The sequence below is a fragment of the Thermococcus henrietii genome (assembly GCF_900198835.1).
GTDB lineage: Archaea > Methanobacteriota_B > Thermococci > Thermococcales > Thermococcaceae > Thermococcus > Thermococcus henrietii.
Genome location: NZ_LT900021.1, coordinates 496,652 through 518,708, shown reverse-complemented (window position 1 = coordinate 518,708; position 22,057 = coordinate 496,652). Strand labels below are relative to the sequence as shown.

Annotated in this window: 25 protein-coding genes and 3 tRNA genes; 8 read left to right on the top strand and 20 right to left on the bottom strand. The window is 54.8% G+C overall.

Features of this window, described 5'->3' with window-relative positions; genetic code table 11:
• Positions 1–3 precede the first annotated feature (3 nt).
• Together CS910_RS02855 and twy1 are read right to left on the bottom strand one after the other, a co-directional pair.
• A complete protein-coding gene (locus tag CS910_RS02855; RefSeq protein WP_145955341.1) occupies positions 4–2,262 on the bottom strand; it encodes a prenyltransferase/squalene oxidase repeat-containing protein in 2,259 nt (752 codons plus the stop codon).
• A 64-nt stretch (positions 2,263–2,326) separates the two neighbouring features.
• A complete protein-coding gene (twy1, locus tag CS910_RS02850) occupies positions 2,327–3,328 on the bottom strand; it encodes a 4-demethylwyosine synthase TYW1 (RefSeq protein WP_099209642.1) in 1,002 nt (333 codons plus the stop codon).
• A gap of 123 nt (positions 3,329–3,451) precedes the next feature.
• Between twy1 and CS910_RS12135 the strand changes: the two genes are divergently transcribed.
• Positions 3,452–3,586, top strand: coding sequence for a hypothetical protein (locus CS910_RS12135; protein ID WP_262926564.1), 135 nt, complete (start codon positions 3,452–3,454; stop codon positions 3,584–3,586).
• Here CS910_RS12135 and CS910_RS02845 read toward each other — a convergent pair.
• The 18 genes from CS910_RS02845 to CS910_RS02760 all read right to left on the bottom strand — a co-directional run bounded on the left by CS910_RS02845 (position 3,571) and on the right by CS910_RS02760 (position 14,107).
• Positions 3,571–4,146: a HemK2/MTQ2 family protein methyltransferase gene (locus CS910_RS02845; protein ID WP_099209641.1), complete on the bottom strand. Its 576-nt coding sequence runs from the start codon at positions 4,144–4,146 to the stop codon at positions 3,571–3,573. The two genes, CS910_RS12135 and CS910_RS02845, sit on opposite strands and share 16 nt — an antisense overlap.
• Before the next feature lie 29 nt (positions 4,147–4,175).
• The gene (locus CS910_RS02840; RefSeq protein ID WP_011250646.1) at positions 4,176–4,349 is read right to left on the bottom strand and encodes a 30S ribosomal protein S27ae; all 174 of its coding nucleotides are present in this window, start codon (positions 4,347–4,349) and stop codon (positions 4,176–4,178) included.
• A gap of 10 nt (positions 4,350–4,359) precedes the next feature.
• Positions 4,360–4,656: a 30S ribosomal protein S24e gene (locus tag CS910_RS02835; RefSeq protein ID WP_042691419.1), complete on the bottom strand. Its 297-nt coding sequence runs from the start codon at positions 4,654–4,656 to the stop codon at positions 4,360–4,362.
• A complete protein-coding gene (locus CS910_RS02830) occupies positions 4,646–5,173 on the bottom strand; it encodes a GTP-dependent dephospho-CoA kinase (protein WP_099209640.1) in 528 nt (175 codons plus the stop codon). The genes CS910_RS02835 and CS910_RS02830 overlap by 11 nt, the downstream gene beginning before the upstream one ends.
• 1 nt (position 5,174) lies before the next feature.
• The gene (gene spt4, locus CS910_RS02825) at positions 5,175–5,378 is read right to left on the bottom strand and encodes a transcription elongation factor subunit Spt4 (protein ID WP_042691415.1); all 204 of its coding nucleotides are present in this window, start codon (positions 5,376–5,378) and stop codon (positions 5,175–5,177) included.
• Between the two features lie 2 nt (positions 5,379–5,380).
• The gene (locus CS910_RS02820; protein WP_042691412.1) at positions 5,381–5,941 is read right to left on the bottom strand and encodes a DNA-directed RNA polymerase; all 561 of its coding nucleotides are present in this window, start codon (positions 5,939–5,941) and stop codon (positions 5,381–5,383) included.
• Positions 5,942–5,972: 31 nt separating this feature from the next.
• Entirely contained in the window at positions 5,973–6,509 is a 537-nt protein-coding gene (locus CS910_RS02815; RefSeq protein ID WP_099209639.1) for an inorganic diphosphatase, read from the bottom strand.
• A 76-nt stretch (positions 6,510–6,585) separates the two neighbouring features.
• Complete coding sequence (locus CS910_RS02810) at positions 6,586–7,551, bottom strand: DUF5305 family protein (RefSeq protein WP_099209638.1); 966 nt, start codon at positions 7,549–7,551, stop codon at positions 6,586–6,588.
• Between the two features lie 2 nt (positions 7,552–7,553).
• Positions 7,554–8,435 carry a COG1470 family protein gene (locus tag CS910_RS02805; protein ID WP_223211917.1) on the bottom strand — a complete coding sequence of 294 codons (882 nt, stop codon included), beginning with the start codon at positions 8,433–8,435 and terminating at the stop codon, positions 7,554–7,556.
• A complete protein-coding gene (locus CS910_RS02800; RefSeq protein ID WP_099209636.1) occupies positions 8,428–9,486 on the bottom strand; it encodes a signal peptidase I in 1,059 nt (352 codons plus the stop codon). The genes CS910_RS02805 and CS910_RS02800 overlap by 8 nt, the downstream gene beginning before the upstream one ends.
• 46 nt (positions 9,487–9,532) lie before the next feature.
• Positions 9,533–10,069 (bottom strand): DUF1102 domain-containing protein, encoded by a 537-nt coding sequence (locus tag CS910_RS02795; RefSeq protein WP_099209635.1) that lies wholly within the window; start codon positions 10,067–10,069, stop codon positions 9,533–9,535.
• Between the two features lie 13 nt (positions 10,070–10,082).
• Complete coding sequence (locus CS910_RS02790; protein ID WP_099212392.1) at positions 10,083–10,685, bottom strand: DUF1102 domain-containing protein; 603 nt, start codon at positions 10,683–10,685, stop codon at positions 10,083–10,085.
• 223 nt (positions 10,686–10,908) lie between these two features.
• Positions 10,909–11,340: a DUF7344 domain-containing protein gene (locus CS910_RS02785; RefSeq protein WP_099209634.1), complete on the bottom strand. Its 432-nt coding sequence runs from the start codon at positions 11,338–11,340 to the stop codon at positions 10,909–10,911.
• A gap of 5 nt (positions 11,341–11,345) precedes the next feature.
• Positions 11,346–11,552: a helix-turn-helix domain-containing protein gene (locus tag CS910_RS02780; protein WP_099209633.1), complete on the bottom strand. Its 207-nt coding sequence runs from the start codon at positions 11,550–11,552 to the stop codon at positions 11,346–11,348.
• 395 nt (positions 11,553–11,947) lie between these two features.
• Positions 11,948–12,023, bottom strand: a tRNA-Gln gene (locus CS910_RS02775).
• A gap of 930 nt (positions 12,024–12,953) precedes the next feature.
• Positions 12,954–13,031: transfer RNA gene (locus CS910_RS02770), tRNA-Ile, on the bottom strand.
• A 10-nt stretch (positions 13,032–13,041) separates the two neighbouring features.
• Positions 13,042–13,119: transfer RNA gene (locus CS910_RS02765), tRNA-Glu, on the bottom strand.
• 43 nt (positions 13,120–13,162) lie between these two features.
• Positions 13,163–14,107 carry an NAD-dependent epimerase/dehydratase family protein gene (locus CS910_RS02760; RefSeq protein WP_099209632.1) on the bottom strand — a complete coding sequence of 315 codons (945 nt, stop codon included), beginning with the start codon at positions 14,105–14,107 and terminating at the stop codon, positions 13,163–13,165.
• A 77-nt stretch (positions 14,108–14,184) separates the two neighbouring features.
• Here CS910_RS02760 and mntA point away from each other — a divergent pair, with 77 nt between their 5' ends.
• The 7 genes from mntA (at position 14,185) to rfbB (ending at position 22,015) form a co-directional block, all read left to right on the top strand.
• On the top strand, positions 14,185–14,592 hold the full coding sequence (gene mntA / locus CS910_RS02755; protein WP_099209631.1) for a type VII toxin-antitoxin system MntA family adenylyltransferase antitoxin: 408 nt from the start codon (positions 14,185–14,187) through the stop codon (positions 14,590–14,592).
• A gap of 45 nt (positions 14,593–14,637) precedes the next feature.
• The gene (locus CS910_RS02750; protein WP_099209630.1) at positions 14,638–15,633 is read left to right on the top strand and encodes a sugar phosphate nucleotidyltransferase; all 996 of its coding nucleotides are present in this window, start codon (positions 14,638–14,640) and stop codon (positions 15,631–15,633) included.
• Positions 15,634–15,797: 164 nt separating this feature from the next.
• On the top strand, positions 15,798–15,929 hold the full coding sequence (locus tag CS910_RS12130; protein ID WP_262926563.1) for a hypothetical protein: 132 nt from the start codon (positions 15,798–15,800) through the stop codon (positions 15,927–15,929).
• A 141-nt stretch (positions 15,930–16,070) separates the two neighbouring features.
• Positions 16,071–16,280 (top strand): hypothetical protein, encoded by a 210-nt coding sequence (locus CS910_RS02745; RefSeq protein WP_099209629.1) that lies wholly within the window; start codon positions 16,071–16,073, stop codon positions 16,278–16,280.
• Between the two features lie 249 nt (positions 16,281–16,529).
• Positions 16,530–18,860, top strand: coding sequence for an STT3 domain-containing protein (locus CS910_RS02740; RefSeq protein ID WP_099209628.1), 2,331 nt, complete (start codon positions 16,530–16,532; stop codon positions 18,858–18,860).
• Entirely contained in the window at positions 18,857–19,915 is a 1,059-nt protein-coding gene (locus CS910_RS02735; RefSeq protein ID WP_099209627.1) for a glucose-1-phosphate thymidylyltransferase, read from the top strand. The genes CS910_RS02740 and CS910_RS02735 overlap by 4 nt, the downstream gene beginning before the upstream one ends.
• 9 nt (positions 19,916–19,924) lie before the next feature.
• A complete protein-coding gene (rfbB, locus tag CS910_RS02730; protein ID WP_099209626.1) occupies positions 19,925–22,015 on the top strand; it encodes a dTDP-glucose 4,6-dehydratase in 2,091 nt (696 codons plus the stop codon).
• The last annotated feature ends 42 nt before the right edge of the window (positions 22,016–22,057 follow it).

Below are 22,057 nucleotides of genomic sequence, written 5' to 3'. Positions count from 1 at the left end.
CCTTCACCCCAACCCCAGCAGTGTTATTTCTTCAGGTTCAATTTTCCCATCGTTGTTCTTATCAACGGCGCTGAGAACCATGTATGCACCGTGGAGGTAGCGGTAGAGGCCACTCGTGAAGAGCACGGGGACGCCATCAACGGCATCCTCACCGACGAGGATTACGAGGACATAGCCCCCATCCTGGGTCCTTCCGGGCACCAGGACGATGCTCGTTGAGAGCGGGTACTCACGACCGTTTACAACAACGGAAGTGCCATTGACATAGACGGAGACGAATGGATTGTAGCGGGAAACGTTCACGAGACCGATGGGGGCTATGATTATGTGGTTTCCGGCACTCGGCGTTAAGTTGCCCTTAACGAGCGTTATCACAGTCTCTGGAAGGAGAGATGAGGCAATCTCCTGGACGATGAAGTCATAGCCCTCCCAGTAGTTGAGGTACCACTGACCTCCGCTCTCCAAGCTCTCAATTACCTCGTAGAGGGTCGTGGGGGGCAGGAGATTGAAGCCGCTGAGGAACTGGAGGGCCAAGCCCTCATCAACCGTGCTCATGTTGGGGTCAAGGGCGTGCTTGAGAACCCACGGGAGAACATCCCTGGAGTAGTCATAACCAAGCTTCCTCAGGACCTCGGCGACCCTCACGGTGTATTCCATCGATGGAGCTGCGTAGAACCGCTGGTTGAGTATGTTGGTGCTCTCGCGGAAACATCCCCAGACACCGCTCGGAAGCCTCTGCTCAATCAGCCACTTGACGTGGGGAGTCAGCTTCTCAGGGGACACTACCTTAGAGAGGGCCTCGAGCACGGTGACAGTTGTTGGAACGTCCATCCCGGTGGTGGCGGGCATGAAGTAATTAAGCCTAACGCCCCAGCCGGAGGGGCTTATTGAGAGCAGCCAATTTGCGGCGAGGTCCACGTCATTCCCCTTGTAACCGAGGGCCAGGAGCAGATTCAGACCAAGGGCCGTCTGGTATGGCTGAGGAATACCAAAGAGACCCCTCCAAAGGCCAGGAGCAGATTCAAGGGACCGGGTGAAGTTGATTAACTCGTCCTTTTCGGCGGAGGACAAATTCCCAAATTTGATGAGTATCATGGCGGTGTAGTAGTAGTCATCCGTTACGGTGCCACGAACCCGGGCGGCCTCCTCGGCTGAGGGGAGGTGGTTCCTGGCCCACGCGACGGCCTTCTTCACAACGGCTCCAGACGGATTCCCAGAGGCAGAGATTCCAAGGAGGGCGTAGTAAGTGGCCTTCGCCGAGGAGATACCGCTCTTGAGGAGCGGCCAGCCACCGTCGGGGTTCTGACGAGAGACAAGGTCGTTGTAAAGGAAACCCCGAGGATTGCGGGGAGAAGCATTGACGAGAACGTCGGAAACGCTAGAAAACGCCATGACGGCGTATGCCGTTGCCATCAAGTCGTTCCTCGTCATGAAGGGAACCCCTTCGGTCACGAGTAAGTATGTATCGTTCCTCATCCCCAAGCTCTCGAGTATCGCAAGGGACCTACCGACGTCGAAGCTTAGGGGGTCGTAGAGTATGACCGCGTAGGTGAGTATTGTCCTCTGATACTCGTTTAGGGTGTCGCTTGAGAGCAGTTCGCGGCACTTGGAAAGGTATGGGGTCACGTTTGGATAACCAACGGCATGGAAGGCAATCAGCCTTAGGGCCCTGTACTCTGGGGAAAGGTCCGAGGCGTTTGCTATGAAATCTGCGGCCGTTTTAACGATGAGGCTGTTGGAGTACTTCAGCCCGAGGGTGCCGAGGGCCCAGAGGGAGAGCGCGGTTGGATAGAACTTGGGAACGGAACCGGAAACGTAGCCCCAGCCAGGAGAGGAGTAGGAGTCCAGGAGATAGCTCTCCCCCTCTCGAAGGGCCTTTAGAAGGGCGTTTTCATCCAACCCAACCCCAAACTCCCTCGAAACTGCAAGGGAATAGTTGAGAGCTATCAACGCAAGTGCAGTATCCTGGGGGGTGCTGATTTCGTTCACATGATAGCCCCAACCCCCGTCCGGATTCTGCATTGAGAGCAGGCTCTTGGTAATGTTTTCAATGGAGACAAAAAGGGGGGTCTCGTTGTGAACCTTTCCGGCCATTGAATCAAGTGCGAGCAGTGAGTACGCCTTCAGCGGAACGGTGTCCACATACGAATTGACCCCGATGAAGACCCTAGAAGCGTTATCTAGGACGCTACCGGCGGCGGAGTACGGAATCGTTAAAAGCACTATGAGTAGCATCATAGTTAATACCCTTTTCATATTCATAGCCCTAACACCCCTAGAGGAGAAAAGTCGGGAATATAAATAAAGTTTTCCACGTGGCGTGGAATCAATCAGAGATGAACCTTCCCGTCAATCCCCTTCCTCTGCCGTCCACGTCGTCGCGCATGATGAGAACAACCCTGCTCGGCTCGTATTCGTCCTCGATGTGGTAACCGGGGAGGTGCTTCACGAGCTCCTCGGCGAAGGCCCTGATTTCCTCGTGCCTCGGCATGTTGTTGATGGTGAGCCTGTTCCGCGAGAAGCCGACGAACATGTAGGCTTTGGCCTCAACGAACATCGGGTTCGCCAGCTTAATCAGCTCGGCGTACTTTTCGGGGCTGTGCATGTTCTCGCCCTTGACAAGGGTGAGCCTTATCACCGTCCTCGTTTCCGCGTCGCGCATGAGCTTGAGAGTTTCCTTTATCTTCTCCCAGCCGTCGGGAATCATCGGGACGTTAACGCGATTGTATGTCTCGATGTCTGGTGCGGTCAGCGAGACGTAGAACTGCGTTGGAAGCTTATCTTCTCTAATCATCTCCTCCAGTCTCTCCGGAACGGTTCCGTTGGTGACTATGAAGGTCGTGAAGCCCCTTTTGTGGAACTCCTCAACGAGGTCGCCCATGTACGGATAGAGCATCGGCTCGCCCGATAAGCTAATCGCCGCGTGCTTCGGATTCCACGCTTCCTCGAACTTCTCCTTCGGAACTTTCGGGTTGCCCTTGTAGCCAACGAGAAGCTTCCTCTGGGCCTTTATGCTCTCCTCGACGATGAACGCCGGGTCGTCCCAGGGTTCTGGCAATTCAGTGCCGAGGAAGCCCTCCATCGGACGCCAGCAGAAGATGCAGTTGTGGGTGCACCAGGCCAAGACCGGCGTCATCTGAAGGCATCTGTGGCTCGCTATGCCGTAGAACTTCTGCTTGTAGCAGAAGCGACCCTTTGTGAGGCTCTCCTTGAGCCAGTGGCAGAGCTTAACGCCGCTGTGCCTGCCAACGAGCTCGTAGTGCTGTTTTCTGAAGAGGAGCGCGATTTCCTCGGGCATGTTCGGGTTGGCCTTAACCACTATCGCCATTAGTCTCACCTAACCCAAACTCGGGCGAGGTTTTAAAAACCTGATTGGTCGCGACTGTGCATCGTCGAAAATTCCTTCGTCAATCTGCGAAAGGTTTAAAAGGTCAGGACCGAGCCCACAACCATGATGCGCATAAAACCCGAACCCATGCTCAAGCCGAGGGAGATAGTTCTCTTCCCTGGCGAGGAGCCCGAGGAAGGTAACGAGAGGCCCAAGGTGAAGCTCCTCCACGAGATAAGGCGCTACCGCCTGGCCTGAACAACCACGATGTCCTCAAAGAAGAGGTGCCTTTTGGCGACAACCTCAGCCCTAAGACCGACTTTCCGGAAAAGATTCAGCGTTTCTTCAATCCCGGTTATCGAGCTCTGGACGAGGTAAACCCTGCCGTTCTCGGTCAGATAATCCGGCACCTCCCGGACGAACCGGTCTATTACCTCCCTCCCGGTTTTCCCACCGACGAGGGCCAAGTCTATTGGCTCTTCCGGCTCACCCGGTAGGTAAGGGGCGTTGAACGTTATCACGTCGAACCTTCCCGAGACGTTCTCAAAAAGGTCGCTCAGGCAAAACTCGACGTTCCCGATTCCGTTCAGCAGGGCGTTTTTCCTGGCGAGTTCTATAGCCATTGGGTTCACGTCAACGCCGAGGACGCGTTTGGCCTTCCTCGCCATGAGGAGGGCTATAATCCCTGTCCCGGTTCCAACGTCGAGCGCCGTTTCACCGGGCTTGACCTCAACGGTCTCGGCGAGGAGAAACGTATCCTCCGCCGGCTCATAGACGTCGGGGTGGAGTTCAATCCTTATTCCGTAATAGACCGGCATAGCCATCGCCAAGAGAAAAGAAAGGGAAATCACTTCTTCCACTCGGTGTAGCCGCACCTTCCGCAGGACCAGCGGTCCTTGTGGTTGGCCATGAAGACGCCCGGCCCGCAGCGCGGGCAGAACTTGTTCTTCCTGACGACCTTTCCACCCTTAACCTCGTAGAGCTTCCACTTCTGGCTGGTCTTCTTCTTGCCCTTGGCCATTTACACCACCTCACTCTTCCTCCTTCTGAATGAGGCCGTCCCTAACGAGGATGTACTCGGGCTCTATGTAGAGCATCCTCTCCCTCGTCTCGTAGGCCTTGGCGTAGCCCTTGCTGACGTGGCTTCCGAAGTAGCTCCTGATGTACTGGAGAACGGTGGTGTTCGGGTCGAGGTCGAGCATGGCGACGAGCTTACCCTTCACCGCTTCCCTGCTCGGGGTAGGCTCGCCCTCGTGGATGATGTCGAAGTATATCTCCTTTCTCCCGAGGAGCTTGTTCTCCTTTATCTCGGTCACCTTAATCTCCATCACGAACCACCTCCATCTTGGCAAGTATTTGCGCACACCTGCGCTTGCATTCGGGTGTTACCTTTATAAGCACTACCCCCTCGTCGGGCTGGCCGTAGAGGACGACGCTCCCGTACGGGGCGTAGAGCACCGCTGGAATCGCCCCCAAGTCCTCCTCACCGCTGACGAGTATGTGAACCGGCCTGCCCCGCTCGACGAGGCGGAAGGCCTTTCTGATGGCGTCTAATAAAGCTTTCGTTATGGTCCCGGGGGGATTAGAAACGGTCATGAAGACGGCCTTCGCGTTTATATCGGGAGAATAGTCGGTCCTCTTCGTCCTGAGGTCGTAGAGGGCAAGGGAAGGGGAAATGCCGAGCTTGAGGACGTTCTCCGTAACAACGTCCCCAACGGTGATTACGGTCTTACCCCTAAGCTCGTCCTTAATTCGAATGTAGGGCTCCGGAATCGGGCCCTTTATCAGCTCTCCCAGCGGTTCCTTGAGCTCTCGCCGGAGCTCTTCAGTTAGGCGGAACAGCATTTCACCTGACCCTTATGGCGTATTTGCCAGGAACCTTAGCGGCCTCTGGTATGCTCTCGCGGAGCTTCTTGGCAATTTTGCTCTCGGTGTCGAGGATTATGACGAGGTCGAACCAGTCATCGCTCAAATCCCTGCTCCCGCAGACGGGACAGCGGTCCTCGGTCGTTATGTAGTGGCAGTGCCTGCAGGCCCTCTCCTTCGCCATGCTCACTCCTCCTTGGCCTTTCTCTTCTCCTTCTCAATCCACTCGAACTTTCCGAGACCGGGCTGGCGCATGGTCATGTTAATCTTGTTCTCCCTGATGATTCTGCTCTTGACGCTTATGCCGATTATCCTCGCCCTCACGAAGTCGCCGAGCTTGAGGACGCGGTTGGTTTCCTTGCCTATGAACTGCCTGTTCTTCTCGTCGAAGACGACGTAGTCGTCCATGAGCTGGCTTATGTGGACGAGACCGTCCATCGGGCCGATTCTGATGAAGGCGCCGTAGGGCATCATCTCCACCACTTCGCCCTCAACGACCTCCTGGTTCTCGGGCTTCCAGACGAGGACGTCAAAGGTTACCTCGTGGTAAGTGGCCCCGTCGCCTGGGACGATTATTCCCTGCCCAACGTCGTGGACGTCAAGGATTGCCAGGATAACTCCCTCGTCCCTATCGTAGATGCCCTCGTAGGTCTCGCGGAGGACCTTCTTGGCGGCCTCCTTAGGGTCCATCGTGAACATCCTGGGTGGAATCCTGACGACGTCCTTAACCGTCAAAAGCTTGTACATGGCCTGACCTCCAAAAAGAGTTGAGAAGGAGTCACTCCTTCTTACCGAACTTCTCCTTGTAGAGCTCTATAGCACGAAGGATTTCCTTCTTCGCTTCCTCGGCGTTGCCCCAGCCCTCAATCTTGGTGACCTTACCCTGGAGCTCCTTGTAGCGCTGGAAGAAGTGGGCAATCTCGTCAAGGAAGGCCTTTGGAACGTCGTCGATGTCCTTCCAGTCCTTGAAGTACGGGTCCTCAACGGGAACCGCGAGAACCTTCCAGTCCTTGTCGCCGGAGTCGTTCATCTTCATTATGCCTATCGGCCTGGCCTCGATGAGGGTGAGCGGGTAAACGGGCTCGCGCATGATGACCATTATGTCGAAGGGGTCGCCGTCGTCGTAGTAGGTCTGCGGGATTATACCATAGTCAACCGGGTAGAAGAACGGGCTGTACAGAACGCGGTCGAGCTTTATGAGGCCGGTCTTCTTGTCGAGCTCGTACTTGTTCCTGCTCCCCTTCGGAATCTCTATAAGGGCGTAGACAACCTCCGGAACCTCCGGTCCGGGCTCGATGTCGTGGAACGGGTTCATCTCTAACCACCTCTAACCCTTTTTAGAACTCCTAAGGTGGCTTTCCGCTTGGGCTTTTAAAGTTGTTGGTGCCGGGCTAATTCGCCCGGTACTCGTAAACCGTCTCGCCGTCTGCAACCGCGTAGACATCCGTCTCGCCGTCGCGGTAATGAATTATCGGCCTGTCAACGAGCTCAAAGACCCTCTCCAGGTCCCTCGGAGAGGACAGCTCAACGCGCCTTCCCTCAGGAACGGTTCCCTCGACGGTGTACTTCTTCAGACCCTTCAGCTCCTTGGGTTCCGTCTCCTTCCTCTCCCTCCTCGCGTACATGAAGCCCGCCGGCGGGATGGCGAAGAGAAGCGCCATCGCTGGAAAGACCGTTCTGGCCGTTGAGACGCCGACGTCCGAGCCGAGGAACGACACTGAGTTCGTGGTCGTGCTCACGTTCCTGACGACCTTCTTGTACTCCTTGTCGGCACCGCTGAAGTACAGCATCCCCGAGGCGTCGCGGTTCAGGCGGATTTCCTGGGTGAAGGGTTCCCTGCCGTTGGCCCGCACCTTGACGACGAAGTAAACTTCCCTCTCGGCGCGGTAGAGTCCCGTTCCTTCCCTTACCTCCTTGAGCCTCGCGTCGAGGGCGCTCATGTTGAACTCAACGGGAAGGGTGAATGAACCCGAGAAGGTCCCCCTTCCGAGCGAGGAGCTCTCGTTGAGGATGTAGACCTTCTTCTTCCCGGAGGAAACGTAATACTTCACGTGAAGCGTCGCCTCGTAGCTTCCCATGGTGCCCGGGGACGAAGTGAAGGTATAGTTACCGAGCAGTTCCTCGGTTATCTTCGAGGGGTAGTACTCAAGAGACGTCCCGTTCTTGTACACCGTCTCGTTCGAGAAAAATCCAGAGTGCTTGAAGTGCCCCTCCTCGACGTAGAGCGTTGAATACGTCGCGTGGGTCGTTATGGGAGCCCTTGAGTAGGCTAGGCTTGAGTACATGCCGAAAACAACGGCAAGGGAAATTGAAAAGGCAATCCCAACCAGGAAAGCCTTTCTCTTATCAACTTTCATAATCACCTACCTCCAGTTACGTGAACGGTGACGCGGTTCGAGACGACGTGCGTCCCGCAGAGATGCGCACCGCAGTTGAGTGTGTAGTCCCCTTTGCGGAAGAAAACGACTTCCATGGGGATGTTCAGGGTCACCGTTGCCCCGTGGGCGACGTGAACTCTCCATACTATCACCATGCCAGAGCAATGACAGCACGAGAACCCAAGGGTGTAGCTGACGTTTCCTGTCGTTGGCTCCGGGGGCAGGGGCACGTATATGGCCTTCCATCCCGGGTTGGGGATGAAGTCCTTTATGACGAAGTCCCCGCTTGGCCCATTGTTCGTGAAGTTGAGCTGAAGCGTTATGCGGTAGACCTTCTTCGTCGTGTAGTTGTAGACGTCCCCGACTATTCCCTTCTTCAGCACGTAAGTCGGTCTCCTAACGGTGACGTACATCGAGCAGTCCTTGAGTTCGGCGCTTCCACCATCCCATTCGGCGTAGACCGTCAGCGGAACACCGTAAGTTCCGTTTTCGACGTCGTCACCGGCGGAAAAACTGCCGCCAATCGAGACCTCCTCGCCGGGTTCGAGTGTGTAAGTGGAGCCATCCACGCTCCCGTTGATGCCCTCAGGAAGGCTGGAGTAATCGCCGACGACGCGAACCGTTATGGTCCTGTCCATCAGGTTCTCAAGCTTTATCGCGGCGAATTCAACGCCCGAACTTGCGTTCAGCATAACCGGCCCCTGAAGGCAATGGTACGCAACGTAGGAGTTGCTGCCATCCACCACGGCAAAGTCCGCGTCCCTCTGGGACGTGTATTCCCTAAAGTTCCCGCTCGAACCCACTATGAGGAGCAGCCCCAGCAGGAACGATGTGAAGAGTATGAACTTTCTCATGCTAACCATCTCCGAGTACCTTGGAGAGAACGCTTCCCCTCCTTTTTCTGATTCTAATGACGTCACCCTCGGAAATCCCCGCGAGGCGGTAGAACGCCCAGAGGACCGCGGACAGCAGAAGGGCGTAGGCGACCAGCGGCAGGTACGGGTTTAGGGAGTACAGGAAGATAACGAAGGACGCCGGCAGTATGGCAGGGTACGAGCGCACGCTGAACTCTTCCCTGTAAATCCGCGTGTCCTTCGGAACCGTGACGTGAACCGAGACGTTGGCGCTCGAACCCCCGGTGAGCCTCAGGAAATTAGGCCCCAGGAGTTCCGCCCGCTCACTGCCCCCCTCCACGAAGTAGTAGAAGGGGTAAACCGCGTTGTTGCGGACGCTCAGGTTCTTTTCAAAGGTTGAACCCGGGAGGTACCATCCTTCCCTCTGACCACCGGCGAGGGTCGATGAGTAAGTGAATGCGAGAGTTCCCCATGATGCCACCGTCACGAAGAGAAAACCCGCTATTATGAAGACGGAAACAACTGCGTAGAGGGTCTTAACACTGACTCGGTAGTATTTAGTTCGCCTTTTCCGTTTGGAGCCCCCCGAGAACGTTAGAAAGGCCCCCACGAGAAGCAGAAACGCTATGGCGTAGACGTTGTTCAGCCTTGCCCTAAGGGACTGTATGAACGCACCGCCGCCGCGGATGACCAGGGGGTGGCCGAGGACAACCACGACCTTTCCGGCGATGTCAGATTCTTTAACGGGCTTGTAAAGGCCATCCTGCTGGTCCGTTGCCACGTTGTTGTCACCCTTCGTTATGAAGCCCTCCTCGGTCACGGCGAATATCCTGTGGACGGTCCAGCCATCCCTGCGGTGGAAGACTATTATGTCCCCGACGTCGAAGTTCCTCGCGAATGGGTTCATCAAAAAGAGGTCACCTTTGTCTATAGTGGGGGTCATGCTCTTGGAGTAAGCGTACGAGAGAAAAACGGGCCTGTCAAGGAAGAAGCCAACTAACGAACCGGTGATGAAAACGAAAACGATGATGGCAAACGTGAGTTCGATTAGTTTTCTCATATCAACTCCCCCTCAAAGGGGTTGGGGCAAAGGCCCCGAAAAGAAATCACTGTCCGCATGCACCAGCCTGAGCCTCTACGTTCATCTGGAACTGGTACTCGCCCATGCTGACGTTGGTGTTGTTGAATATCATGCCAATCTTTACAGGGCTTCCGTGCTCAACGGTGAACTTGAGGTTGTGGGCCGGTCCGGCAATCTCGTTTCCGTAGTCGCCGGCAAAGATTAACACATGGTCGTTTCCGGTCGTGATGGTGACGCATATCGGGTAGTCTGTGTTGTTGTTCTCCCACAGCTCGTTGCTGACCTCAAACATCTCCTCAAAGACGTACGTCGTGTTCGGGCTCATTCCAGCACCGCCGTATTCGGGGTGGTTCGGGTTGTACTTGCTTATGTCCACGTAGAGTTTTCCAGCGTCGTAGGTTACGTAGGGCTGGAGGGCGGTCAAATCAATGAGCTCGTTATCGTCTGAAACGACGGTAAAGCTCGCCTGCCTGTCGGCAGAGTAGTACCTGAAATTGGCTCCGGCTCCAACGGCCAGGAGCATTCCAACCATCAATAAGGCCAATCCAAACAGTTTATTCATCTTTTACACCCCCTCACTGTCCCGGCTGTCCACATTTTCCTGCGAGTTCATCAGGCTCGGTGCCGAGCCTCCATGCCTGGATGTGTATGGTGCTGCTCTCAGTGGTGTTGAGCGCGTTGTTTCCAACGGTGAAGTCCATACCTATCTTGGCGGCTTCTCCCGGACCAAGGGTGAAGCAGACGTCGTTCTTGGCCATGTCACTGCGGTAGACAATCGCTCCAGTCGCGGCGTCGTGCACGTCGTGGTCGGCGCCGTAGAACTGAATCGCCGTGTTGGCGTTTGTAATCCTAACGACTATGCTCATGTTGTTCTCCCAAAGGTCGTTGCTTACCTCAAAGACCTCGTCGAAGTTGTACTCCGAGTTCGGGCTGAGGCCCTGGCCGTAGCCTGGGTAGTTCGGGTTGTCCGGACTGATATCCACCACCAGAACGCCACCGCTGTTTATGTACGCGTAGGGCTGAAGGGGAGTCAGGTCAATGAGTTCGTTATCGTCGCTGACGATATCCCAGTGGACGCTCCTGCTGGCGTGGTAGTCCCTGAAGTTGGCTCCAGCCCCTAAGACAAGGCCAAAGGCCACCAACAGGCCAAAAATTCCAAGGGCAATATTCTTTCTCATCTTTTTTCGCCTCCGGATTAGGGAGGCACTGTGGTAGAGAAGCCAGCGGTGAGAGTGAAGGTTCATCCCTAAACCAAGACACACTCACGACCACTGCAACGGTGAAATCAACGCAGTGCCTCTGCAACCCCGTGGGGTTGCTCACTGATTCATTGGACCTTTGTGGTATATATGAAATGTCGGATTAACGGCCGGTAATGGGAGATTACCCAAAGAAAAAGGCTCAGATGCGCCTCATTTTTCTATGGTGAATGACCCCAACACCGGCGTAAACCAGCGATGCGAGGGCAAGGTGAAGGTTGTTTAGGTAGAGGGCGGTTATGAAGAACATAACCGAGAGCCCGATGTAGAACGAACTCCAGCTTATGTCGTTCTTCTTTACAGTCTCCATGTAAACCGTAACGTCGTCCGGGACCTTAACGAGGGTGATAACGCCGTGCTTGAATGTGATAACTCCCTCTCGCTCAAGCTTCGGGATATGCGTCTGAACGAGGCTCACGTAGACGCTCTTCCTGTGCTTCCTGTCAGTGTTCCCCTCATTCTCGGCTATGAACTCAACAACGTCCCTCAGCTCGGCCTTCCCCTCACAGCTTCGGAGGTATTCTATGAGGAGCATCCTCCGGCTGTTTCCGAGTATGACCGAGGAGGTTCCCATGGCAATCACCGTGCCAACCTGTAGTGCTTTCTGCCGTTGTTGCCGACCCTCGCTTCGACGAGACCCATGCTCACGAGCTTCCTCAGCGTTCTCTCAACCCTCTGACGGGTGACGTCAAAGCCCCTCTCCGTTAAAAACCGCGTGAGAAACGCAACCGTGAGCTCCCTCTCCCGGAGCATGTCAACAATCTCACTTTCAAAATCCTTCCTCATGACTACGACCTCCCGACCGGAGTAAGACCCGGCCTTGGGAGAATTAAGTCACAGGAGTATTTAAACCTGCCTCAAAAGTTCGAAAAGAGACTTTAAATGAGTAAAAACTGCTGGAAGGGGTTCGTTTGGGGGTACAAGGAAACATCAACGGGCAACACCACCGAAGTCGAAGGAATGCCTTTTTTCGGTAGGGGAACGATTGGATATTTTCCAGAGTTTCGGAAACTGGGGACCTCCCAAGGCTCCTCCCACGAAGCCAGCGAGGTAAAAAAAACGTCACAAAACACGACAAGTTAGGATGAACATCAACGGCAAAAATACGTCTTGAGGTATAACACGAGGTTCGAGAAGGGAATTTAAGAGAGGGGGTTCGGGGTTCTGGAGCCCTTAAACGATGGTAGCCCCGCGGGGATTCGAACCCCGGTCGCGGGATCCAGAGTCCCGCATGCTTGGCCGCTACACCACGGGGCTGTGCCCGTTGATAGCTAAAGGGGAGGATTTATAAATTTTACTCCCCGCAAGCTTTGCTTGCGCAAAGCTTGACCAAAATGGTTTAACTGTCCAGAAGGGCAGAGGGAAAGTTGCATGTGTTATTAAACAGTCAAGGAGTTAGGGTTTTACTCTCATGATAGCGTGTGGAGGGAAGTTTTTAGTTTTAAACACCGCCCGAAGGGCGCTAACGGGAGGAAACACGCTCAAAATTGGCAGGTTTGGAAGTAAACCCCCCTGAGAACAAACCATTCAAAAGGCATGCCAACTTTGATGAAACTTTGCGAAGGCAAAGTTTCCCAACGTGGGGCGAAGCCCCACTCCAGGGGTTTAAGAGTACAAAGCAAGCTTTAACAAAGCTTGACCAAAAGCTCGTGATTCCTCTTTAGGGCTCCTCTTCAAAGGATTTCAAAATCAAGTCAGCCGTTGAGAGTTTGAATTCACACTCTAAGGGCTCCCTCACACAGGTTCTACTTAAACCGCGCTCCAAAGGAGCGCTATAAAGGTTTTTGAACCCTGTGAATGTTGCTCTTTTAGAAATGAATTCTAGCTGGAATCGTGAAGTTTGAGTGAAAAATCCTTTTTCAAATCGCAATTTTCAACAAAGAATCACGAACCTTGGTCAAACTTCGCGCAGGCGAGCAAGCTTTATGAAAGCTTGACCAAAGAATGCCCTTTCCCCCAAAGAAGCAAAAGTCAGTCGTGCATTAATTAAGACGCGGTTTTAAAACGAGTTTAACTTCAAAGATGCCTTGAGTATTAGTTTCAACTTAGTTTTGGCGTCCAAAGGACGCCGTTTGGAGAGTGAAACACTCAACAAAGGGCAAGTTAATAAGAAACTCCACTTCACAATTGCTAAATCTTAGAACATGCACTTAACTTTCCGCCAGCGCTTTCGGAGAAAGGGCTGAATGGTGGGCCCGCGGGGCTTCGAACCCCGGACCTCCCGCTTATCAGGCGGGCGCTCTGACCAGGCTGAGCCACGGGCCCGCGAGAATTATGGTGCCCGGGCCGGGATTTGAACCCGGGTCGCGGGATCGAGAGTCCCGCATGATTGACCGGGCTACACCACCCGGGCGCGTCCGAGATTAAGGGCGCTGGAGGGTTTAAAAAGTTTTCGGTTAGAGGAGCTCCCCAACCGTTCTCCTCACGGCTTCATAGCTGTTGAGCCTCGGCCTCCAGCCGGTTTTCTTTGCCTTCTCTATGCTGAGGCGCATGAACTTAACGTCGCCCTTCCAGCCCCTGCCACCGTCAACGCCGCCCGTGAAGACGAACCTCGGCTTAAGGCCCATCTCCCCGCTCACTATCTCCGCAATCTCCCGAACGGTTATCCAGTCGTCGTTGCCGAGGTTGTAGAAGTCCACGGTTTTCTCGATCCCTCTGAAGTGCTCAAAGATCTTAAGCATGCCCTCCACGGTGTCGCTCACGTGGAGGTAGCTCTTCCTCTGGGTTCCGTCGCCGAGTATCTCAAGCTCCTCGGGGTTCCTCCTGAGCTTGTTGATGAAGTCGTAGATTACGCCGTGGTTGGAGCGCTCGCCTATGATGTTCGCCAAGCGGAAGATTAAAGCCCTGAAGCCGAAGGTGTGTGCGTAGCCGCTTATCAAGGCCTCAGCCGCGAGCTTCGCCCCGCCGTAGACGCTTATGGGCTCGAGAGGAGCGTAGTCCTCGGGAGTCGGTATGACCTCGGCGTCGCCGTAAACCGTTGAGGAGCTCGTGAAGACGATGTATTTCGTGCTCGAATCCCTCATCGCGTTGAGGAGGTTGTAGGTTATCAGCACGTTGGTTTCGTAGAGGAGCTCGGGGCTCTGGGAGCCGATTCTAACCTCCGGGTTGGCCGCGAGGTGGAAGACGGCTTCAACGTCTTTAACGGCCTCTTTTACAATCTCGGGGTTCCTCATATCGCCCTTTATGAACTCAAAGCGCTCGTCCTCGAGCCACCGCCTTACGTTGTCCAAACTGCCCTCGCTCAGGTCGTCGAGGACCCTGACCTCGTGTCCGAGCTCCATGAGCTTATCAACGAGGTGCGAGCCTATGAAGCCAGCCCCGCCGGTAACGAGAACCCTCATGCCATCACCGTTGGGAGTTTGAAGGAAGGTTATTAAGGTTTGGGAAAGTTTTTTGTATCCAGCACATACCTATAACCATGCGGGTTTACACGCTGGGGAAGGAAGAGAAAGAGAGAATTATCAAGCTGCTCAGGGAGTTTCTTCTGAAACGAGAGGAGGTTGCCTTCGCCTACCTGCACGGCTCATTCCGCGAGGACGGCCCCTTCAGGGATGTGGACGTTGCAGTTTACGTTAAGTCAAAGGTTCACCCGTTCTACGAGGAGGAGCTGGAAGAGGAGCTCTCAAGAATAATCGGGCTTCCGGTTGACGTTAGAGTTCTCAACGACGCTCCTGTAGCGTTCAGGTTCCGCGCCATTGGGGGCCTGCTGCTCTTCAGCAGGGACGAGAAAGCCCGGTGCAACTTCGAGGAGGGGACAATGCGGGAGTATCACGATTACTCATACTACCTGAACATGTACAGGAGGGAGGCCCTTGGAATACGATGAAAAGTTTATAGCCCCGGTATGCCGAGACACCAGGGAGGGAGAACCGTGAAGGTCCTAATCATGGCCGGCGGCTACGCAACTCGGCTGTGGCCGATAACGAAGGACAACCCTAAGGCACTGCTCCCGGTCGGGGAGAAGAGGATAATAGACTACATCCTCGAGAAGGTCCTCACACTCGACCTCCCGGTCTACATCTCCACGAACCGCTTCTTTGAGTCCCACTTCAGGCCAGTCGCGGAGGAGTACGGCGTCGAGCTAATCGTCGAGGACACGCTCCACGAGGAGGAGAAGCTCGGAACGATAGGGGCCATGAAGAAAGCCGTCGATGAGCTCGGGCTCGACGACTACCTCGTCATCGCAGGCGACAACCTCTTCTCATTCTCACTGAAGGACTTCCTGGCGAGGTACTCCGGCGAAACCCTCATAGCGGTTTACGACGTCGGCGACCTGGAGCTGGCCAAGCGCTACGGCGTGGTCGTGCTTGAGGGGGACAGGGTAGTGGCATTTGAGGAGAAGCCGGCACAGCCGCGTTCGACGCTGATAAGCACCGGTGTCTACGTCTTCCCGGAGAGGGTCATGGAGCTCCTCGACGAGTACCTGAGGGATGGGAACAGGGACTCGCCGGGCTACTTCGTCCAGTGGCTTCTCGCGAGGGGTGAGCCGATAAAAGCCTACCGCTTCTCAGAGTACTGGTACGACATAGGGAGCGCGGACAGCTACTTAGAGGCCCTGAAGACGCTTCTGAAGGAGAGCCGCATAGAGGAAATCCAGATAAGCCCCTACGCGAAGATAATCCCGCCGGTCGTCATAAAGCGCGGGGCGAAGATACTGGGCCGCTCGATTATAGGGCCCTTTGCCTACATCGGCGAGGAATGCCTCATTGAGAACTCCGACGTCAGCGACTCGATAATATTCAGGAAGACCGTGATAAGGAACGCAACCATATGGCGCTCCATCATAGACGAGAAGTGCGAGATAAGGAACCTCGAGCTGAGGAAGAGCCTCGTCGGCGGCCACGCGAAGATACAGAGGGGAGAGTAAGACCCTACCTGTTTCAGGTGGGGCCTACTTCTTTGGCCTTGAGGTAAATCAAATCGCAACCCTTATTGACAACTGGACCCTACCTGAAACAGGTAGGGTCTAATGCTTTTTGACACCCGTCCAAAGGCTTCAATGAATGAGGTTTTTGGGAGGAAGGCCGAGTATTGGGAGCTGTTGAGAAAATCGAAAACGGGAGGGACTTCTTTGTTATAACCGGCCCGAGGAGGATTGGAAAGACTACCTTCCTCACGGCGGCGCTGAACGACCTTCACGAGAAGTACAAATACCCCACATAATCATCGACGCCAGGGCCATTTCAACTGCCAACTCAAAGAACCCCCAGGGTCAAATTGTGAGAGAGCTCCTCAGCATTAGAAAACATTCCAAAAAAAAGGCGGCTCTTGAAAATAACGGACTCCATTGAAGGTATCACCATTATGGAAATCGTGGCGGGCATCACTTCCAGGAAGAACTCTGCTTCCTGGACGGAAATAAAGAACGCCCTAGAACTCAGAGAAGGTAAGGGGATTGATGACAAAAATCTTAACCTGCTCCTCAAGAAGCTCGTCAACTACGGCTTTCTGGAGCATGTGGGAAGGGAATACATAATCCCTGACCCGGTGGTCAGAAGGCTCTTCCAGACGTGATATTTTCAGACTGTGTAAGAGGGAGTTAGAAGGAGTGAGGAGTGCCCCTGGAAAGGCTGGAGTGAAGTTTCACCCATATAAATCTTCACTTTTAGTTAGCGTAAAATTTTTTAAGTGATTCGAAAATAATTTCTGTTCTTGGAGGCATTTCCCCGCGCTCAACGGGGTTGATAACCCCCCAGCGCTTGCGCAACCCTTTTATTGCCCCCCTTCGTAGGAATAACAACAGCGAAAAAGAGGGAGATTCTGATGGGGGGCGGTGAAAACAAAACCAAAAACGTTCTCGTCAGGTTCTTGGAGCCTAAGGTTGCCCTTTCGGTCGTGACAGCCGTAGCGCTCGTCGTAAGGCTCCTTCCCATGCGCTTCAAGTACCTGCTCGGCTACGACCCGTACTTCCACCTGGCCTACATCGAGTACGCCCTTAGGCACGGCTGGGTGAACTTCTTTCCCTACGCCTTCGGCCCGTGGGGCATGCAGATTAAGCTCTTCCACCCGCTCGGCCTCTGGATGACGCCGGCCTACGTGTACAAGCTCCTCCATCCTTTCGGAGTTTCGGTCTTCAACGCCTTCAGAATCACACCCGTAATCTTCGGCGTGCTGACGGTCGTCCTAACGTACCTCGCGGTCCTCAGGCTGTACGGGAAGAAGGAGGCGTTCCTGGCATCGTTCCTCCTCGCCGTGAGCTTTGGCCACGTCTTCCGCTCGATGGCTGGATACTACCGCGGCGATAACTACATGCTCTTCTGGTACGGCGTTGCCCTCCTGGGAATCTCCCTCGGACTGACGTGGAGGCCCCGGCGGTGGAGGTACGAGAGGTTCGCGTTCTACGCAATCCCGGGAATCGCGGTGGGCCTATCCGCCATATTCTGGCAGGCGTACTACCCCATATTCGCCTTCGTCCTCGCGAACGCGGTTTTGCTCTCGGTGGGGGCCTTCATACTCGAGAAAGATGAGACGATACTTGACGGGGCCGCAATAACAATCTCAACCGCCCTCGGGGCCCTGCTTGCAAACGCCCTCGGGGGAATTTTCCACTACGGCATGGTCGGCTACGACAGGGGACTCGGACAAAGCCTCGCGAAGAAGCTCGGCCTCCACTTCGGCTTCATAAAGGACGCGTTCCTTCTGGCCTACCTGAAGTACGCCGCTCCGGTTGCCCTGGTTGCGATTGTGGTCCTCCTCATAGTCGGAAGGAAAGTCAGGGGAAGGAAGAGGCTCTGGGTCGTTGGAGCCGGTGCGGTCGTCGCGGCCCTCATCGGTCTCAGGTACTACGGAACAGCGGAGTCGCTGGTAAAGGGGATATTCGTGAACGCACCGATAATAGAGACCCAGAGAACGGGTCTCCACGACCTGTGGGAGGCCTACGGCCTTTCCTTTCTCGTGACCCCCGCGTTCCTCCTGGGCTTCAGGAGGAAAAGGCTCGGCGACTACGTCATCCTTGGCCTGGCGTTCGTATCTGTTCCAATGCTCCTGATATGGACGCGGTTCCTATTCATAGGGTCCCTCGCGGTCGCGGTTATGGCGGGGGTTGGACTCACCGAGCTGGCCAACTTGGTGAAGGGAAGGGAAACGAAGGGTGCGGCGCTCGCCGTCACCGCCCTCGTGCTCTTGGTTCCGGCGGTGACTGCAGTCGAGGGCGTCAAGACGACGTGGGACGTGGAGCCCTTCATGAACCCCCACTGGGAGGCCGCCCTAGAGTACATAGGCAACCACTCAGCTATAAACGACGTTGTCATCACCTGGTGGAACTACGGCCACTGGGTAACCTACTACGCCCACAGGGCACCGGTTGCACAGGGGAGCCCAAGCGGACTGGTTGCAAAGTACTACCTCGGCCTCCTGCCCAACAGGACGCTGATGGGTCTAGGCGTTGACTACGTCATCGTCTCGCTTCCAACCGCCCTTCAGTTCCCGTCCATACTCGACACCGCGGGGATAAAGGGATGGGACGGCTACTTCATCGTGCCCCTCTGGCTTCACGGGGGACTAGGGGGGACGATGGTGTTCTCGGGAGAGGGCTACTCCGTCGTCCTCGCGCGGAGCGGCAACGCCATCTCCGTCTCGGTGCAGACGCCGAGGGGCCCCGTGACCCCCGCGGAGCTGATTATTGAAGCCGGGAAGTCCATCAAGCGCGTGGGAAAAGGCGGAAACGGCCTCTACGTCTACGTGAACCTCAACTACGACTACGCGTTCATCATGAACGAAAAGGCATTCAGGACGACGCTCGCCCAGCTCCTCTTCAACGGCGGGATGAAGGGGTACCGCCTAGTGTACTCCGACGGCGGCTACATCAAGGTCTACCGCTTCCTTCATCCGAACGTCGTTGTTACCGCTGAAAACGGCTCCATCGTGCTGAGGTTTGAGAACGCGACCGGGACCGGACTTGGGATATTTGGATACCTCGACAACGGAACGCTCGTGTTCAAGAAGTGGTACGGCGTGAAGGGCAGAAATGAGTTCGTGCTTCCGAAGAACCTGAACGGGAGCGTTGTGGTCAGGTACGCCTACGCGGAGGGAAAAGTTATAGTGGACAGGGGAGTTTTTAGGATTGAGGACGTGCTCGAGGGGGGATGGAAGTGAAGGCACTCATACTATCCGGTGGCCACGGAACGAGGCTCAGGCCCCTTACTTACTCCCAGCAGAAGCAACTCATCCCGGTGGCTAACAAGCCGGTCCTCTTCTACGCGATAGAGGACGTCATCGAGGCGGGAATCCACGAGATTGGGATAATAGTCGGCCCGAACGCCGAGCAGGTGAAGGAGACCGTTATGAGCAGGGACTGGGACGCGGAGATAGAGTTTATCTACCAGGGGGAGCCGAAGGGTCTGGCGCACGCGATACTCGTGGCCAGGGACTACCTGGGCGACGACGACTTCGTCATGTACCTCGGGGACAACATCCTGAGGGAGGGAATAGCCAAACACAGGGAGCACTTCGAGAAGGGAAACTACGACGCGAGCATACTCCTCCAAGAGGTCCCGGACCCGAGGCAGTTCGGCGTCGCCGAGCTGAGCGAGGATGGGAAAACGATAAAGAGGCTCGTCGAGAAGCCGAAGAACCCGCCGAGCAACCTCGCGCTTGTCGGGATATACTTCTTCAAGCCGGTAATCCACGAGGCGGTCAGGAACATAAAGCCCTCCTGGAGGAACGAGCTCGAGATTACCGATGCAATACAGTGGCTCATCGACCACGGCTACCGCGTCGGCTGGACGAAGGTCACCGGATGGTGGAAGGACACGGGGAAGCCTGAAGATTTGCTCGACGCCAACAGGCTCATACTAGACGACCTGAAACCGGACGTGAGAATCGAGACGAGGGCGAGGGTTCACGGAAGGGTCGTCATCGGGGAGGGGAGCGAGATAGACGAGAACACGGTCATAAAGGGCCCGGTGATAATCGGCAGGAACGTAGTGATAAGGAACTCCTACATAGGGCCCTACACGAGCATCGGCGACAACGTCGTCATTGAGAACACTGAGGTGGAGGACTCGATAATCCTGCCGGACAGCGAGATTAGGAACGCCGGCAGGATAGTCGAGAGCGTCATCGGACGGGGGGTTAAGATTCTAAAGGGCAACTCCCACCCCCTCGGGAAGAAGCTCGTCGTCGGCGACAACTCGAGGATAATCCTGTGAGGTGGAAGGATGAGGCTCCTCGTAACCGGTGGGATGGGCTTCATAGGGAGCAACTTCATCCACTACGTCCTCAAAGAGCATTCTGACTGGGAGGTAATCAACCTCGACAAGCTCGGCTACGGGTCGAACCCGGCAAACCTGAGGGACGTTGAAGACGACCCCCGCTACACCTTCGTGAAGGGTGACATAGCGGACTTCGAGCTGATGAAGGGGCTCGTAAAGCAGGTTGATGCGGTCGTTAACTTCGCGGCAGAAAGCGTTGCGGAAGATGAATTTGTGGCAGTTCACAGACATGGCAGGATAAGGCTTGTAACATTCGGTGAATTATTTGAGCAACTGCGCAAAACTAACAGGGTGATAAAAGACGGGAAGCATGAAATAATCGATGTTTCGGGGAAAAACATAAAGGTACTGTCATTTTACAACGGCTATGGGGCATGGTTTCCGCTGAAAAAGATTATCCGGCATTATTACAAAGGGAAACTCCTATGTCTGCGCCAGAAGTGGGGAGAAATCTGCGTGACCCCAAACCACTCCGTATACGATGTTTTTGGAAACCTCGTCGATGCAGATTTAAACCCGGAGCTTTTGGCAATTAGGAGGATAAACTACTACCCACACGAACACAAATTTAGAAACACTGCCAAGATTCATGCTGAGGGAACCGGCCATTTAAGGGTAGCTCTTGATAAAACATACACTGGAGAGAAATTAGAAGCCCTCCTGAGACTACTCGCAGCATACATTTCAGAAGGAAACGCCACATACAACAAAGCAAACGGCTCATACACTGTGGTCATAAATAATAGCAACGAAGATTGGCTAAAGAGCTTGGCTGAAGATTATAGGCTAATTTCGAACGGCTCATACTCAATTATAAAACGAAAACACGGAGTTTATCAGCTGGAACTAAACAGCAAAGAATTTTACCAAATGTGCATAAGGCTCTGCGGCAAAAATGCCCCAGAAAAAAGACTTCCAGATTTCGTGTACGGACTGGACAAGAAGTATCAGACGTTATTCTGGGAAACGTTGTTAGAAGGAGACGGAACGTATAGGCGCTGGAAAAGAGATAAGACTGCCGAGTATACAACGGTCTCAAGAAGACTGGCAGCTGGGCTGGGATTGCTCCTGGCACTGATGGGTGTTGATTACACGTACCATATAAGCAAGCCGAGAAATGGGAACCATACTTCATACACCATCAGGACAAGGCTGTTTTACAACGTTTCCGCTGGGAAAAGGGAGATAATTGAAATCGAGTACGAGGGCTACGTCTATGACTTAGAGGTCGAAAGATCTCACAACTTTATAGCTGGTGTCGGGAACATAGTAGCCCACAACACCCACGTCGACAGAAGCATCTCAAGTCCTGACCACTTCCTCAGGAGCAACGTGATTGGCGTTTACACAATCCTCGAGGCGATACGAAAGGAGAACCCCGAGGCGAGGCTCGTCCACATAAGCACAGACGAGGTCTACGGTGACATACTCGAGGGCTCCTTCAGGGAGGAAGACGCGCTGAAGCCCTCCTCCCCATACTCCGCCACCAAAGCTGCCGCCGACACCCTCGTCCTCGGATGGGCAAGGACTTACAAGCTCAACGCCTCGATAACGAGATGCACAAACAACTACGGCCCCTACCAGTTCCCGGAGAAGCTCATACCCAAGACAATAATAAGGGCCAACATGGGGCTCAAGGTTCCAATCTACGGCACCGGCCAGAACGTCAGGGACTGGATTTACGTTGAGGACCACGTGAGGGCCGTCGAGAGGGTTCTGCTGAAGGGTGAACCGAGGGAGGTCTACAACGTCTCTGCCGGCGAGGAGAAGACGAACCTAGAGGTCGTCAGGACGATTCTCAAACTCCTCGGAAAGGACGAGTCGCTGATAGAGTTCGTCGAGGACAGACCCGGACACGACCTGAGGTACTCCCTCGACTCCTGGAAGATAACGAGGGACCTGAAGTGGCGTCCGAAGGTGAGTTTTGAGGAGGGCATAAAGCTGACCGTCGAGTGGTACCTGAGGAACGAGGACTGGTGGAGGCCGCTGGTGAACGAGAAGGTCCTCCACCCGACGCCGTGGAAGCTGGGATGGTGAGAAAACTTAAGTATGTGATTACACATAATTATGTACGGTGGT